This is a genomic window from Dickeya fangzhongdai (assembly GCF_002812485.1).
GTDB lineage: Bacteria > Pseudomonadota > Gammaproteobacteria > Enterobacterales > Enterobacteriaceae > Dickeya > Dickeya fangzhongdai.
In genome coordinates this window covers 3,317,173-3,333,187 of record NZ_CP025003.1, presented here as the reverse complement: position 1 = coordinate 3,333,187, position 16,015 = coordinate 3,317,173, and the positions used below count along the sequence as shown (strand labels likewise).

Genomic DNA, 16,015 nt, shown 5'->3' with positions numbered 1-16,015 from the left:
TATGCACGAACATAACAACACTCAGGATTCGATCGATGCTCCGGCGCAGGCCGCCAGCGATGTTTTTGTGTTAAGTGACACAGAGCGCGACGCTATCGAGCATGAAAAACACCACTACGAAGATGCGCGCGCCGCGTCTATTGAAGCGCTGAAGATTGTGCAGAAACACCGTGGCTGGGTGCCGGATGGCGCGATTGACGCCATTGCCGAGGTTCTCGGTATTCCTGCCAGCGACGTGGAAGGCGTGGCGACGTTCTACAGCCAGATTTTCCGTCAGCCGGTCGGGCGCCATGTAATCCGTTACTGCGACAGCGTGGTGTGCCATATCACCGGTTATCAGGGGATCCAGGCGGCGCTGGAAAGAAAGCTGAATATCAAGCCCGGCCAGACTACATTTGACGGCCGCTTTACGCTGCTGCCGACCTGCTGTCTGGGAAACTGCGACAAGGGTCCGACCATGATGATCGACGAGGACACCCACAGTCAGCTGAAGCCTGAAGATATCGATTCGTTACTGGAGCAGTATCAATGAGTAAAAACATTGTTCTGACGGCTGAACAGCATCCCCTGACCTGGCGTCTGCGCGCAGACAAACAGCCGGTGTGGCTGGACGAATACCGCAGCAAGAACGGTTATGCAGGAGCCCAAAAGGCGCTGACCGGCATGGCGCAGGATGAGGTGGTGACCCTGGTCAAGGATGCCGGCCTGCGTGGTCGCGGCGGCGCGGGTTTCTCCACGGGTCTCAAGTGGAGCCTGATGCCGAAAGATGAAAGCATGAATATCCGCTATCTGCTGTGTAACGCGGATGAGATGGAGCCGGGCACTTACAAAGACCGCCTGCTGATGGAGCAGATGCCGCATCTACTGGTGGAAGGTATGCTGATCGGCGCTTATGCGCTGAAAGCCTATCGCGGCTATATCTTCCTGCGCGGCGAATACGTTGAAGCGGCGGCTAATTTGCGTCGTGCTATCGCTGAAGCGACAGAAGCAGGGCTGCTTGGTAAAAACATTATGGGCACCGGCTTTAATTTCGAGCTGTTTGTGCACACCGGCGCCGGTCGCTACATCTGTGGTGAAGAAACGGCGCTGATCAACTCGCTGGAAGGCCGTCGCGCCAACCCGCGCTCTAAACCGCCGTTCCCGGCTTCCGCCGGCGCATGGGGCAAACCCACTTGCGTAAACAACGTGGAAACGCTGTGCAACGTGCCGGCCATCATCGAGCATGGTGTGGAATGGTATCAGGGGCTGTCTGCCGGTAAGAGTAAAGACGCCGGCACCAAGCTGATGGGCTTCTCCGGTCGGGTGAAAAACCCGGGCCTGTGGGAGTTGCCGTTTGGTACCACCGCCCGCGAGATTCTGGAAGATTACGCCGGCGGTATGCGTGATGGTTTGACGCTGAAAGCCTGGCAGCCCGGCGGCGCCGGTACCGACTTCCTGACCGATGCGCATCTGGATCTGCCGATGGATTTCGAAAATATCGGCAAGGCCGGCAGCCGTCTGGGTACGGCGCTGGCGATGGCGGTCGACAATGAAATCAACATGGTATCGCTGACGCGCAATCTGGAAGAGTTCTTCGCTCGCGAGTCTTGCGGCTGGTGTACGCCGTGCCGCGACGGCCTGCCGTGGAGCGTCAAGATTCTGCGCGCGCTGGAGCGTGGGGAAGGGCAGCCGGGCGACATTGAAACGCTGGAGCAGCTGTGCCGCTTCCTGGGGCCGGGCAACACCTTCTGCGCCCACGCGCCGGGGGCGGTCGAACCGCTGCAGAGCGCCATTAAATATTTCCGGGACGAATTCGAGGCAGGCATCGCCAGACAGGTTGTCAGTAACGCCAAACCGATTGGCGGCATTCAGCCCAACCTGCTGAAACAGCGCTGGTAATCGCGCAATCCGGCGTGTTGAGCATCACGCCGGGATTAAACGCCGATTCATCCCGCAGACAGAATTTTTGATTAGTGCCCGCCGAGGCGGGCTGTTATGGAAGCATGCTGACTATGGCAACGATTCATGTAGACGGCAAAGAATATGAAGTGGACGGAGCGGATAACCTGCTGCAGGCTTGTCTGTCTCTGGGACTTGATATCCCCTACTTTTGCTGGCACCCGGCGCTGGGGAGCGTCGGTGCTTGTCGCCTGTGTGCGGTCAAGCAGTACCAGAACGCGGAAGATACCCGTGGTCGTCTGGTGATGTCCTGTATGACGCCGGCGTCGAATGGCACCTTTATCGCCATTGACGATGATGAGGCGAAGCAGTTCCGCAAGACGATTGTGGAATTTCTGATGACCAACCATCCGCACGACTGTCCGGTTTGTGAGGAAGGGGGCAACTGTCATCTGCAGGATATGACCGTAATGACGGGCCACAATTTCCGTCGTTACCGTTTCACCAAACGTACACACCACAATCAGGATCTCGGCCCGTTCATCTCCCACGAAATGAACCGCTGCATCGCCTGTTACCGTTGCGTGCGTTATTACAAGGATTACGCCGACGGCAAAGACCTGGGCGTTTACGGCGCGCATGACAACGTCTATTTCGGTCGTCCGGAAGACGGTGTGCTGGAAAGCGAATTTTCCGGCAACCTGGTGGAAGTCTGTCCGACCGGGGTCTTCACCGACAAAACCCATTCCGAGCGTTATAACCGCAAATGGGACATGCAGTTCGCGCCCAGCATTTGCCAGCAGTGCAGCGTGGGTTGCAACACCAGTCCGGGCGAGCGTTATGGCGAATTGCGCCGTATCGAAAACCGCTATAACGGCAGCGTGAACCACTATTTCCTGTGCGACCGCGGCCGTTTTGGTTACGGCTACGTCAACCTGAAAGATCGTCCGCGTCAGCCGCTGCAACGCCGCGGTGATGACTGGATCGCGCTGAACGCCGAGCAGGCGCTGCAGGGCGCCGCCGATGTGCTGCGTCAGGCGAAGAAGGTGATCGGTATTGGTTCGCCGCGCGCCAGCGTGGAAAGCAACTTCGCGTTGCGCGAACTGGTCGGCACCGGCAACTTCTACACTGGCGTCTCTCAGGCGGAACAACATCGCCTGCAGCTGATGCTGAAAGTGCTGAAAGAGAGCGGGGTGCATACGCCGTCTCTGCGTGAAATCGAAGGCTACGACGCCGTGCTGGTGTTGGGCGAAGATCTGACCCAGACCGGCGCGCGCATTGCGCTGGCGGTGCGTCAGGCGGTGAAAGGTAAAGCCCGTGAAATGGCGGCGGCTCAGAAAGTGGCCGACTGGCAGATTGCGGCGATCCTGAACATCGGTCAGCACGCCAAACACCCGCTGTTCGTCACCAACGTCGACAGCACCCGTCTGGACGATATCGCCGCCTGGAGTTATCGCGCGCCGGTGGCTGAGCAGGCCCGACTCGGTTTTGCGATTGCCCACGCGCTCGACAATGCCGCGCCGGCGGTCAGCGATCTGCCGGCCGATCTCAGCCAGAAAGTGGACGTGATTGTTCAGGCGCTGGCTGGCGCGCGTAAGCCGCTGATTATCTCCGGCACCAACGCAGGCAGCGACGATGTGATCGCCGCCGCCGCCAACGTCGCCAAGGCGCTGAAAGGCCGTGGCTCCGATGTCGGCATTACCTTTGTGGCTGCCTCCGCCAACAGCATGGGCGTAACCATGATGGGCGGCGGTTCGCTGGATGAAGCGCTGTCGCAACTGGAAACCGGCGAAGCCGACAGCGTGGTGGTGCTGGAAAACGACCTGTATCGTCATGCGCCTGCCGCCCGTGTGGATGCCGCGTTGGCGAAAGCCGCCAACCTGATTGTGCTGGATCACCAACGCACCGCGATCATGGACAAGGCTGGGCTGGTGCTGTCCTCCGCCAGCTTTGCGGAAAGCGACGGTACGCTCGTCAACCAGGAAGGCCGCGCTCAGCGTTTCTTCCAGGTCTATGACCCGACCTACTACGACAGCAAGGTGGTGATGCTGGAAAGCTGGCGCTGGCTGCATTCCCTGTACATCACCTACAACAGCCGTCAGGTGGACTGGACGCAGTTGGACCACGTGATTGACGCTTGCGTTAATGCGTTGCCGCAGTTGGCCGCGATCAAAGACGCCGCGCCGGATGCCTCCTTCCGCGTCAAGGGCCAGAAACTGGCGCGTGAACCGCATCGTTACAGCGGTCGTACCGCCATGCGCGCCAACATCAGCGTCCATGAGCCGCGTCAGCCGCAGGATAAGGACACCATGTTCACCTTCTCAATGGAAGGGAACAACAGTCCGCTGGCCGAGCGTCAGCAGGTGCCGTTTGCCTGGGCGCCGGGCTGGAACTCGCCGCAGGCGTGGAACAAATTCCAGGATGAAGTGGGCGGACATCTGCGCCACGGCGATCCGGGCGTGCGCCTGATCGAAGCCGGCGACGCTTCGCTGGCGTATTTCAGCCAGATTCCTGCGCCGTTTGCCCCGCAACAAGGGCAGTGGCAGGTTGCGCCTTACTACAACCTGTTCGGCAGTGACGAGCTGTCGCAGCGCTCCGGCGTTATCCAGCAGCGTATGCCGCAGGCTTGCGCGGTAGTAAATCAGGCCGATGCCGCATTGCTGGGCGTCAATGCCGGTGCGTTGCTGGACATCACCTGTGGTGGTCAGACGCTGCGTCTGCCGGTGCGTCTGAGCACTGAGCTGCGTCAGGGCCAGGTTGGTTTGCCGCTGGGCTTCCCGGGGATTGCTCCGGTGCTGGCGGGCGCGACCGTTGAAATGCTGCGGGAGGCTGCGCAATGAGTTGGTTGACTCCGGAAGTACTGGACATTCTGGCCACCGTCGGCAAAGCGATCGTGATTCTGCTGGTCGTGGTGAGCTGCGGCGCGCTCATGAGTATGGGGGAGCGCCGTCTGCTGGCGCTGTTCCAGGGGCGTTACGGGCCTAACCGCGTGGGCTGGGGCGGTTCGCTGCAACTGGTGGCGGACATGCTCAAGATGTTCTTCAAGGAAGACTGGACGCCGCCGTTTGCCGACAAGGTGATTTTCACCCTGGCGCCGGTGATTGCCTTTACTTCGCTGTTGCTGTCGTTCGCCATCGTACCGGTCAGCCCGACCTGGCAGGTGGCCGATCTGAACATTGGGGTGCTGTTCTTCCTGATGATGGCGGGCCTGGCGGTTTATGCCGTGCTGTTCGCCGGCTGGTCCAGTAACAACAAATACTCGCTGCTGGGCGCGGTGCGCGCCTCTGCGCAAACGCTGAGTTATGAAGTGTTCCTCGGGTTGTCCCTGATGGGCGTGGTGGCGCAGGCCGGCTCGTTCAACATGGCCGATATCGTTAATGCGCAGTCCACGGTGTGGAACGTGGTCCCGCAGTTCTTTGGCTTTATTACCTTTGCGATCGCCGGCGTAGCGGTATGTCACCGTCATCCGTTCGACCAGCCGGAAGCCGAGCAGGAACTGGCGGATGGCTACCATATCGAATATGCCGGGATGAAGTTCGGTCTGTTCTTCGTTGGCGAATACATCGGTATCGTGACGGTTTCCGCGTTGATCGTGACGCTGTTCTTCGGTGGCTGGCACGGACCTTTCCTGCCGCCGTTCGTCTGGTTTGCGTTGAAGACGGCGTTTTTCATGATGATGTTCATCCTGATTCGCGCTTCGTTGCCACGTCCGCGTTATGACCAGGTAATGGCATTCGGCTGGCGGGTGTGTCTGCCGCTGACGCTGCTGAACCTGCTGGCGACCGCCGCAGTCATTCTGTACAACGCTTGATAGGGGTGAATAAACCATGACACTGAAAGAACTTTTGATTGGTTTCGGCACCCAGGTACGCAGTATCTGCATGGTGGGTTCCAACGCGTTTAAAAAGCGTGAAACCAAAATGTATCCGGAAGAGCCGGTGAATCCGCCGCCGCGTTTTCGCGGCCGCATTGTGCTGACCCGCGATCCGGACGGACAGGAGCGTTGCGTAGCCTGCAACCTGTGCGCCGTGGCTTGCCCGGTAGGGTGTATCTCCCTGCAGAAGGCGGAAATGAAGGATGGCCGCTGGTATCCGGAGTTTTTCCGCATCAACTTCTCCCGCTGCATTTTCTGCGGCATGTGCGAGGAGGCCTGCCCCACCACGGCTATTCAGCTGACTCCCGATTTCGAAATGGGTGAGTTCAAGCGTCAGGATCTGGTGTACGAAAAAGACGATCTGCTGATCTCGGGGCCGGGTAAATATCCGGAATACAACTTCTACCGGATGGCCGGTATGGCTGTTGATGGGAAAGAGAAGGGCGAAGCCGAAAACGAAGCCAAACCCATTGACGTTAAAGGCCTGCTGCCCTAAGGAGCCAAGCATGGAATTCGCTTTTTATGCGACTGCGATTATTGCGGTACTGGCAACATTGCGTGTCATTACCCATACCAATCCAGTACATGCATTACTTTATCTGATTGTTTCGTTACTGGCGGTGGCCGGTGTGTTCTTCTCGCTGGGGGCGTATTTCGCCGGGGCGCTGGAGATAATCGTTTACGCCGGCGCCATCATGGTGTTGTTCGTCTTCGTGGTGATGATGCTGAACCTCGGCAACTCGGTGGATGAGCAGGAAAAACTGTGGCTGAAACCCAGCGTATGGGTAGGGCCGGGCGTGCTGTCCCTGATTCTGCTGGCGGTTATCGTCAAAGGGATTCTTAGCGTCACCGGTCAGAACATCGCGGGCAATATCGTGGATGCCAAAGCGGTCGGCATCAGCCTGTTCGGGCCGTATGTGCTGGCGGTGGAGCTGGCGTCGATGCTGCTGCTGGCGGGTCTGGTGGTGGCTTTCCACATCGGCCGTGAAGACAAGCGCGGAGAGCTGATTGCCAAAGATCAGGATGCCGACAAGAAAATAACGGAGGAACGCGCATGATTCCGCTACAACATGGCTTGCTGCTGGCGGCCATCCTCTTCGTGCTGGGGCTGACCGGGCTGGTGATTCGCCGCAATCTTCTGTTCATGCTGATCTGCCTGGAAATCATGATTAACGCTGCGGCGTTGGCTTTCGTGGTCGCCGGCAGCTATTGGGGGCAACCGGATGGTCAGGTGATGTATATCCTGGCTATTACGCTGGCCGCGGCGGAAGCCAGTATTGGCCTGGCGCTGCTGCTGCAGCTGTATCGTCGCCGTCAGACCCTGAATATTGATACTGTCAGTGAGATGCGCGGATGAACTTACTCTACTTAACAATTCTGTTTCCGCTGATCGGATTCCTGTTGCTGGCCTTCTCTCGCGGGCGCTGGTCGGAAAATGTTTCCGCCACCGTCGGGGTGGGGTCTATTGGGTTGGCTGCGCTGGTGACTGGCGGAGCCGTGGTGGATTTCCTCAGCCAGCAACAGCCTGGTGGGGTGACCTTCTTCAGCCAGCATCTGTGGAGCTGGATGACGGTCGGCAAGTTCGACATCGGCGTCACGCTGGCGCTGGACGGATTGTCGCTGACCATGTTGTCGGTCGTGACCGGCGTGGGTTTCTTCATCCACCTGTTCGCTTCCTGGTACATGCGCGGTGAAGAGGGCTATTCCCGCTTCTTCGCCTACACCAACCTGTTTATCGCCAGCATGGTGGTGTTGGTGCTGGCGGACAACCTGCTGCTGATGTACCTCGGTTGGGAAGGGGTGGGGCTGTGCAGTTATCTGCTGATCGGTTTCTACTACACCAACCCGAACAACGGCGCCGCGGCGATGAAAGCGTTCATCGTGACCCGCGTGGGCGACGTGTTCCTGGCGTTCGCGCTGTTTATCCTGTACCGCGAGTTGGGGACGCTGAACTTCCGCGATCTGATGGTACTGGCGCCGCAGCATCTGGCCGAAGGCTCCCCGGCGATCACCTGGGCGACGCTGATGCTGTTGGGTGGTGCGGTCGGTAAATCGGCACAGTTGCCGTTGCAGACCTGGCTGGCGGATGCGATGGCCGGTCCGACGCCGGTTTCCGCGTTGATCCACGCCGCGACCATGGTGACCGCGGGCGTGTATCTGATCGCCCGTACCCACGGCTTGTTCCTGCTGGCGCCGGACGTGCTGAATCTGGTCGCCAATGTGGGCGCCGTCACGCTGTTGCTGGCCGGTTTCGCCGCGCTGGTGCAAACCGATATCAAACGCGTGCTGGCCTACTCGACGATGAGTCAGATTGGTTACATGTTCCTGGCGCTTGGCGTACAGGCGTGGGACGCCGCTATTTTCCACCTGATGACCCATGCGTTCTTCAAGGCGCTGCTGTTCCTGTCGTCCGGTTCGGTGATCCTGGCCTGCCATCACGAGCAGAACATCTTCAAGATGGGCGGTCTGCGTAAAACCATTCCGCTGGTGTATGCCTGCTTCCTGGTGGGCGGCGCCGCGCTGGCGGCGTTGCCGATGGTCACTGCCGGCTTCTTCAGTAAGGATGAAATTCTGGCAGGCGCCTGGGCCAACGGTCACATTAATCTGGTGATTGCCGGTCTGGTGGGGGCGTTCATGACGTCGCTGTACACCTTCCGGATGATTTTTATCGTGTTCCACGGTGAAGCAAAAACCAAGGCCCACGCAGGCAGGGGGATTTCCCATCACCTGCCGTTGCTGGTGCTGCTGGTGCTGTCCACCTTTGTCGGCGCTCAGATTGCGCTGCCGCTGCACGGCGTACTGCCGGCCACGACCGAGCTTGAGCACGGTCAGGTCATGACGCTGGAGATCGCCTCCGGCGTGGTGGCTATTGCCGGTATTCTGCTGGCGGCCGCGCTGTGGCTGGGCAAACGTCAGTTGGTGACGAGCATCGCCAACAGCGCGCCGGGCCGTTTCTTCTCGACATGGTGGTTCCATGCGTGGGGATTCGACTGGCTGTATGACAAGGTCTTCGTCAAACCGTATCTGGCTATTGCGACGTTGCTGCAGCGTGACCCGCTCAATGCGCTGATGAACATTCCGGCCATCCTGACCCGCTGGGGCAACCGTGCGCTGATCGTCAGCGAAAACGGGCAGGTGCGCTGGTATGTCGCCTCAATGGGGGTCGGCGCCGTGGTGGTGCTGGCGCTGCTGTTGCTGGTCTAAGCGATGCGGTAATGCAGAGGGGCGGGGCGCTCGCTGATGAGTGGCCCCGCAGGCAGCAAGTTTTTCGTTTTCTTTAATTTAGGGACACAAAACGCCATGCTACTACCTTGGCTGATTCTTATCCCCTTTATCGGCGGCCTGCTGTGCTGGCAGCTCGAGCGTTTTGGCACTCGCGTGCCGCGCTGGATCGCGCTGATCTCCATGGGGCTGACACTGGCGCTGTCACTGCAGTTGTGGCTGCAGGGCGGCTTTTCGCTGGCGACACCGACGGGCCTGCCGCAATGGCAGTCGGAGTTCGTGCTGAACTGGATACCGCGCTTTGGTATCTCGATTCACCTGGCGCTGGACGGACTGTCATTGCTGATGGTCGTGCTGACCGGCCTGCTGGGCGTGCTGGCGATCCTCTGTTCCTGGCGTGAGATTCAACGCTATCAGGGCTTCTTCCATCTCAACCTGCTGTGGATTCTCGGCGGTGTGATTGGCGTCTTCCTGTCCATCGACATGTTCCTGTTCTTCTTCTTCTGGGAAATGATGCTGGTGCCGATGTACTTCCTGATCGCTCTGTGGGGACACAAAGGCTCTGATGGCAAGACCCGTATCGCGGCGGCGACCAAGTTCTTCATCTATACGCAGGCCAGCGGTCTGGTGATGCTGATCGCCATTCTGGCGCTGGTGTTCGTACACCATAATGCCACCGGCGAATGGACCTTCGATTATTCCCGTCTGTTGAAAACGCCGATGTCCTACGGTCTGGAATATGCGTTGATGCTGGGCTTCTTTATCGCCTTCGCGGTGAAAATGCCGCTGGTGCCGCTGCATGGCTGGTTGCCGGATGCGCACAGTCAGGCGCCGACCGCCGGTTCGGTCGACCTGGCGGGGATTCTGCTGAAAACCGCCGCCTACGGTCTGTTGCGTTTCAGCCTGCCGCTGTTCCCGAACGCTTCTCACGATTTTGCGCCGATCGCCATGTGGCTGGGTGTCATCGGCATCTTCTACGGCGCCTGGATGGCGTTCAAACAGACCGACATCAAACGTCTTATCGCTTACACCTCGGTGTCGCACATGGGCTTTGTGATGATTGCCATCTATTCCGGCAGTCAACTGGCCTATCAGGGCGCGGTGGTGCAGATGATTGCCCACGGCCTGTCTGCCGCCGGTATGTTCATCATTTGCGGTCAGCTGTATGAACGCCTTCACACTCGCGATTTGCGTCAGATGGGCGGTTTGTGGGGGCGTATTCGCTACTTGCCTGCGCTGTCGCTGTTTTTCGCGGTAGCCACGCTCGGGATGCCGGGTACCGGTAACTTTGTCGGCGAATTCATGATTCTGTTCGGCAGCTACCCGGTAGTGCCGGTGATTACGGTGATTTCCACTTTCGGTCTGGTGTTTGCTTCCGTTTATTCGCTGGTGATGATGCAGCGCGCTTTCTACGGCGCCGCCAAATCGGACACGCCTTTGCAGGCAATGAGCGCGCGCGAACTGTCGCTTATTCTGCTGCTGGTGGTGTTGCTGGTGCTGCTGGGCGTTTATCCGCAGCCGATCCTGGATACGTCCAGCGCGGCGATGGCCAATATCCAGCAATGGTTTACGTCATCGGTTCAGGGTTCAACAATTTCAACGACAGGGCTGTAATTCGCCATGACAATAACTCCTCAACAACTAATCGCGATATCGCCACTGTTAATCGTTGGATTGACAGTCGTGGTTGTGATGCTGTGCATTGCGTGGCGACGCAACCATTTTGTCAACGCTACGCTGACGGTCATCGGCCTGAACATCGCGTTGTTATCGCTGTATCTGGTCGGCCAGGTTGGGCCGACCGATGTCACCCCGTTGATCCGGGTGGACGGATTTTCGATGTTCTATACCGGCCTGGTGCTGGCGGCGAGTCTGGCGACCAGCACGTTCGCCTACCCGTGGCTGGAAGGCTACCCGGACAACAAAGATGAGTTCTATCTGCTGGTGCTGATTGCCGCACTGGGCGGTATTCTGCTGGCGAGCGCCAACCATCTGGCGGCGTTCTTCATCGGCATCGAACTGATCTCCCTGCCGCTGTTCGGTATGGTGGGCTATGCCTTCCGTCAGAAGCGTTCGCTGGAAGCAGCCATCAAATACATGCTGCTGTCCGCCGCCGCGTCCTCGTTCCTGCTGTTCGGTATGGCGCTGGTGTATGCCGATTCCGGCAGCCTGAGCTTCGCCAGCCTTGGCAAGAGCCTGAACGACCACCAGTTGCATGCGCCGCTGTTGTTGGTCGGCCTGGGTATGATGCTGGTCGGGCTGGGCTTCAAGCTGTCGCTGGTGCCGTTCCACCTGTGGACGCCGGATGTGTATCAGGGGGCGCCGGCGCCGGTGTCTACCTTCCTGGCGACCGCCAGTAAGATCGCTATCTTCGGCGCGGTGATGCGTTTGTTCCTGTATGCGCCGTTGGTGGACGCCGAATCGGTGCGCACTACGCTGGGTGTGATCGCTTTCGCGTCGATCCTGTTCGGTAACCTGATGGCGGTGGCGCAGAGCAACATCAAGCGTCTGCTGGGGTACTCGTCCATCGCGCATCTGGGCTACCTGCTGGTGGCGCTGATCGCGGTGCAGACTCAGCAACTGGCGCTGGAAACTATCGGCGTGTATCTGGCTGGTTACCTGTTCAGCAGCCTGGGCGCGTTTGGCGTGGTCAGCCTGATGTCCAGCCCGTATCGGGGGCCGGATGCGGATTCGCTGTTCTCTTACCGCGGTCTGTTCTGGCATAAGCCGATCCTGTCTGCGGTGATGACGGTGATGATGCTGTCGCTGGCGGGTATTCCGATGACGCTGGGCTTCTTCGGCAAATTCTACGTGCTGGCGGTAGGCGTGAATGCCCACCTGTGGTGGCTGAGCGCGGCAGTGGTGGTAGGTAGCGCCATCGGCCTGTATTACTACCTGCGCGTATTGATAAGTCTGTATCTGAGCGCGCCGCAAACCCTGAACCGCGATACGCCGAATAACTGGGCGTTGACCGCAGGTGGCGTTGTGGTACTGATTTCGTCGGTGTTGGTTCTGCTGCTGGGTCTCTATCCGCAGCCGCTGATTTCGCTGGTGCAACTGGCGCAACCGCTGATGTAATCCCTCAGTATCCCGTACTGAAAGCCGCGAATATCGCGGCTTTTTTATTATTGCGGGTTTATCGCCTTCACCTTCGTGGTTCTGTATCCAAATCCTGCCTCTATTTCTAATTTCCCTTCTTTTGAATCAGTTATCGGGTTTCATTCTGTACGGAAAAATATCGATACAGTGTCTTTTCCCGGTTTAGGAAAATATCTGATTGCCCGAAATGAGCATGCTATTTACTTTCCCCAGACGTTTTCGGTCTGGAAATAATGACAAGATCTTTTTTTATTTACAGTCCTTCTGCAACACGTCGGACTAATAAAGAAGGCTGGTTATTTTATCCATTAAATTCAATAAATAATGAGTTTTATCAGGTCAAGGGGATGATGAGATGGCAACATGTGACAAGGTTGGATACAGAATGACATTCCGGGATGTTTTTATTTTCCTGATGACATTAGTGGTATTTGATAGCCATGCCGATGGTCCGCCGGCAGTAAATGAAAGTACGCAGGATGAAAATAAAGAGGCTGATTTTCTATTTGAAAATCCGCCGCATTTGCAGCGACTGGTCAGGTCGCTATTGCAGAACCATTTTAGCGGGGTACAGGAGGGAAACAGAGAAAAATATTATGAACTGGATGTCGGGTATGTAGACGGAAAAATTTATGATCCGTCGCAAAACCGTTTCCAAAAGGTGCATTTACGGGGCTACACCGGCAGTACGGACAGACAGCCGGTTATTGGGGCGCCGTTTGTGGCGCCGCAGATTGATGTCATGCCCGGCGATACGGTGCGTATTCTGCTCAAGAATAATTTGCCGGTAGATAGCAGCTGCCAGCCGCATCAGATGAATGGTGGCGCGATAGCCCATTCTCATGCCAGCATGGCGCAAACGGCGTCGAAGGATTCACAGCCGTCGTCGAAACTGTTCGATCCGCCTCACTGCTTTAATGGCACCAACCTGCATGCCCACGGCGCCTGGATCAGCCCGGCAGGCAATAGCGACAATGTGCTGTTGTCGGTGAATCCGGGCAACAGTTTCGAATATCAGTACAACTTCTCGCAGGATATTCCGGCCGGCACTCTCTGGTATCACTCACACCGACATGGTTCCACCGCGTTGCAGGTTTCCAGCGGCATGGCAGGGGCACTTATCGTACATGGCAACCGCAAACCTACCGAAGCCTCGAACGGCGATCTGGATACGCTCCTGATCGATCCCGACAGTCAGCAGCCATTTCCCGAGCACACGGTATTGTTTCAACAGATTCAGTACGCCTGTCTGGGGCAGGACGGCAAGCTGAAGCGGGATAAGCAGGGCAATATCAACTGGAATTGCCGCCCGAATGAGACCGGCGTAATTGAAGATTACGATCAGTTCGGCCCCGGTACCTGGCAGGCGTCCGGCCGCTGGACCAGCATCAACGGCGTGGTGTTGCCGACCTTTAAAGCCACGGCCGGGCAGGTAGAGCGCTGGCGGCTGATTCACGCTGGCGTGCGGGAAACCATCAATCTGGAGTTCCGCAAGATAAAGCCGGGCCAGAGTCTTAACGAATTGCATCGCAAGGCTTATCTGGGCAATTTACGCCGCCAGGACGTGGGGGCGCTGATTAATGAACTCTGCTCCGGCGAAAAAGTGCCGTTCCAGGTGGTCGCCGCCGATGGCCTAACCATGTCCCACTCGCTGACGGCGGATAAGGTAACGTTGCAACCGGGGTACCGTTACGACCTGCTGGCGATGTTTCCGCAGGCGGGTGGGTATTGCATGATTCAGCCGCAGCAGTCCATGACGGGCAGCATTACCGGTAAGGCTCAGGGCAACAGTTTGCTGGGGTTTGTTTCCGTATCCGGCACGGACAGCATTGCCGTGCAGGACGTTGTGCCTACCTTACGGCAGAAACTGACCTATTCGGCGCAGAAGCTGATGCCGGAAGAGGTGCGTCAGGCGGTTATTCGCGATCTGAATCGTGACGATAACCAGATCTATCTCACCCGGTTCGCGCCGCATACAAGGGATGTGAGTGATGAAGAGATTGCCGGTCAGCCAAAACAGAAAATCGTCTTCTTTGCCGGCGGCACGCAGCCGAATACAAACAACGTCTTCGCTATTGGTCACGATTTTGGCGTCGAGAAAGTTAACAGTGTGTGGTTGCCGAAACACATACAGGCTTATGACCCGAAGCGAATTGACCTGACTTTGCCGCTATGGGCGTCGCAGGAGTGGGAGCTGCGTTCGTACAGCGTCAGCCATCCGTTTCATATCCACGTGAATCCGTTCCAGATTATCGCGATTTATGACCCGCAGGGGCGTGACGTCAGTTTGCCCGGTGTCACGGAAGCCGATGGCGACAGCCAGTTCGCCGGCTTGAAAGGGCAGTGGAAAGACACGATTTTCGTCAAAACCAACCTGTTGCCCGGCCAGTTGACGGGTACGCCGCAAAACTATTATCGCGTACTGCTGAGAACTCGCTATCAGCGCTATATCGGCGAATTCGTACTGCATTGCCACATTCTGGACCATGAGGATCAGGGGATGATGGAAAATGTCGAGATTGTGCTGCCGCAAACGCAAAAGGGCCAAACATCGTCAACGAAGTGACCAGGAAGAAATCAGATACAGGAATGAAGAAGACTGCGGGATATTTGCCGGAAGGGAGTGAAAAAACTAAAGCCGCCTCGTCTGGATGATTGGGGCGGCTTTTAGTTTACGGCGCTCATGTTAAAACGGGCTGATGATGGAACCGATACGTTCGCAGTAACTTACGTAGATGTCGCCCAGTTTTTTGAAGAAGCTGATGAATGCGTTCATGTGGTGTCTCCATTATCGTCGTTGAGGTTTTGTGTGATGTTCATCACGGTTTTGATAATAATAGATAAGGAACGCTATTTCAACTTTTTCGTGATGAAAGTCACATTATTTTGAAGGCGATGGCATTGTCGGAGGAATAACAGGCCGCCGTTCTGGCGGCCTGTCAGCGGGCGGAGCCGCGTGCTAGAGAGTAATATGCCCGTTAATCAAGGTGTTGCTGAGGCCGCCAATCCACGGCTGGCCGTCAATGTAGGAAACATTGACCCGGCCGTCCCGGTACAGCATGGTGCCCTGACGTACCCGATAACCGAGCGTGTGGTCTGCCTGCTCCGGCAACGGGCTGTGCTGAATCACTCTGGCAATACAGGCGTTGGCGCTGCCGGTTACCGGATCTTCCACCAGCGCATCATTCATGACAAAGAAGGCCCGTACTTCATAATCGGCGGGACCGGCGTGGTCATGCGGGCCGTAAATCGCTACGCCGTCGGTCTGTCCGAGTTGCTGCAATCGTTGTAGATGCGTGGCGTCCGGGCGCGCCTCCAGACAGGCGCGCGCGCTTTCCATCCGCACCGTCAGCCAGCGGATACCCATCTGCACGTTGACGGGACGATGATTCGGATGACGCAGATGGCTTCCGATGGCGCTGTCGAGCAACGCGTCATACTGAGGATCGAGCTCAGTCATCGTGACGTCCGGCGCGCGAAAGGCGAGCTGGCCGTTATCGCCGATAGCCACCGGCACCAGCCCGACGCCGCATTGCTGGATCACCTGATGCGGCACATGCGGCGTCAGGCCGGATTCCAGTAACGCGTGCGCGGTTCCCAGCGTCGGATGCCCGGCGAACGGCAATTCTGCCGACGGGGTGAAAATACGCACCCGATAATCAGCCAGCGGATCGTCCGGCGGCAGCACAAAGGTAGTTTCCGACAAATTAGTCCAGCGGGCGATGGCCTGCATCTGTTCATCGCTGAGGCCGTCGGCGTCGAGAATGACGGCCAGCGGATTGCCTTTGGCGGGATGATGGCTGAACACATCGACCTGTTTAAAACGGCGTGATGACGGCATCTGATCTTTCCTTCTGCGATCGGGAGCAGAGCTCATTATGTACGGTTAACAAGATGTTGTCGTGTCTGTCGTCAGGCGTGATCGCACGCTGATGTCGCTGC

The 16,015-nt window shown here is 57.7% G+C and carries 12 protein-coding genes; 11 read left to right on the top strand and 1 reads right to left on the bottom strand.

Going from position 1 to position 16,015, the window contains the following annotated elements; translation table 11 throughout:
• The first annotated feature begins 1 nt into the window (after position 1).
• From nuoE to CVE23_RS14695, 11 genes are all read left to right on the top strand, one after another.
• Positions 2–532, top strand: coding sequence for an NADH-quinone oxidoreductase subunit NuoE (gene nuoE, locus CVE23_RS14745; protein WP_038667491.1), 531 nt, complete (start codon positions 2–4; stop codon positions 530–532).
• The gene (gene nuoF / locus CVE23_RS14740) at positions 529–1,878 is read left to right on the top strand and encodes an NADH-quinone oxidoreductase subunit NuoF (RefSeq protein WP_013318705.1); all 1,350 of its coding nucleotides are present in this window, start codon (positions 529–531) and stop codon (positions 1,876–1,878) included. Before nuoE ends, nuoF begins: the two co-directional genes overlap by 4 nt.
• 113 nt (positions 1,879–1,991) lie before the next feature.
• The gene (nuoG, locus tag CVE23_RS14735; RefSeq protein ID WP_100850481.1) at positions 1,992–4,718 is read left to right on the top strand and encodes an NADH-quinone oxidoreductase subunit NuoG; all 2,727 of its coding nucleotides are present in this window, start codon (positions 1,992–1,994) and stop codon (positions 4,716–4,718) included.
• Complete coding sequence (gene nuoH / locus CVE23_RS14730) at positions 4,715–5,689, top strand: NADH-quinone oxidoreductase subunit NuoH (protein ID WP_038667494.1); 975 nt, start codon at positions 4,715–4,717, stop codon at positions 5,687–5,689. Before nuoG ends, nuoH begins: the two co-directional genes overlap by 4 nt.
• 16 nt (positions 5,690–5,705) lie before the next feature.
• Positions 5,706–6,248, top strand: a complete 543-nt coding sequence (gene nuoI / locus CVE23_RS14725) for an NADH-quinone oxidoreductase subunit NuoI (RefSeq protein ID WP_013318702.1) — start codon at positions 5,706–5,708, stop codon at positions 6,246–6,248.
• Positions 6,249–6,258: 10 nt separating this feature from the next.
• Positions 6,259–6,810 carry an NADH-quinone oxidoreductase subunit J gene (nuoJ, locus tag CVE23_RS14720; RefSeq protein WP_022634183.1) on the top strand — a complete coding sequence of 184 codons (552 nt, stop codon included), beginning with the start codon at positions 6,259–6,261 and terminating at the stop codon, positions 6,808–6,810.
• Positions 6,807–7,109: an NADH-quinone oxidoreductase subunit NuoK gene (nuoK, locus tag CVE23_RS14715; RefSeq protein WP_012769142.1), complete on the top strand. Its 303-nt coding sequence runs from the start codon at positions 6,807–6,809 to the stop codon at positions 7,107–7,109. The genes nuoJ and nuoK overlap by 4 nt, the downstream gene beginning before the upstream one ends.
• Entirely contained in the window at positions 7,106–8,956 is a 1,851-nt protein-coding gene (gene nuoL / locus CVE23_RS14710) for an NADH-quinone oxidoreductase subunit L (protein ID WP_100849823.1), read from the top strand. Before nuoK ends, nuoL begins: the two co-directional genes overlap by 4 nt.
• Positions 8,957–9,052: 96 nt before the next feature.
• Complete coding sequence (gene nuoM / locus CVE23_RS14705; RefSeq protein WP_038919639.1) at positions 9,053–10,588, top strand: NADH-quinone oxidoreductase subunit M; 1,536 nt, start codon at positions 9,053–9,055, stop codon at positions 10,586–10,588.
• A gap of 6 nt (positions 10,589–10,594) precedes the next feature.
• Positions 10,595–12,052, top strand: a complete 1,458-nt coding sequence (nuoN, locus tag CVE23_RS14700) for an NADH-quinone oxidoreductase subunit NuoN (RefSeq protein ID WP_038667504.1) — start codon at positions 10,595–10,597, stop codon at positions 12,050–12,052.
• A gap of 406 nt (positions 12,053–12,458) precedes the next feature.
• Positions 12,459–14,639 carry a multicopper oxidase family protein gene (locus CVE23_RS14695; RefSeq protein WP_082170922.1) on the top strand — a complete coding sequence of 727 codons (2,181 nt, stop codon included), beginning with the start codon at positions 12,459–12,461 and terminating at the stop codon, positions 14,637–14,639.
• A 393-nt stretch (positions 14,640–15,032) separates the two neighbouring features.
• Here CVE23_RS14695 and CVE23_RS14690 read toward each other — a convergent pair whose 3' ends face one another.
• Entirely contained in the window at positions 15,033–15,914 is an 882-nt protein-coding gene (locus CVE23_RS14690; RefSeq protein ID WP_100849822.1) for a PhzF family phenazine biosynthesis protein, read from the bottom strand.
• Between the last annotated feature and the right edge of the window lie 101 nt (positions 15,915–16,015).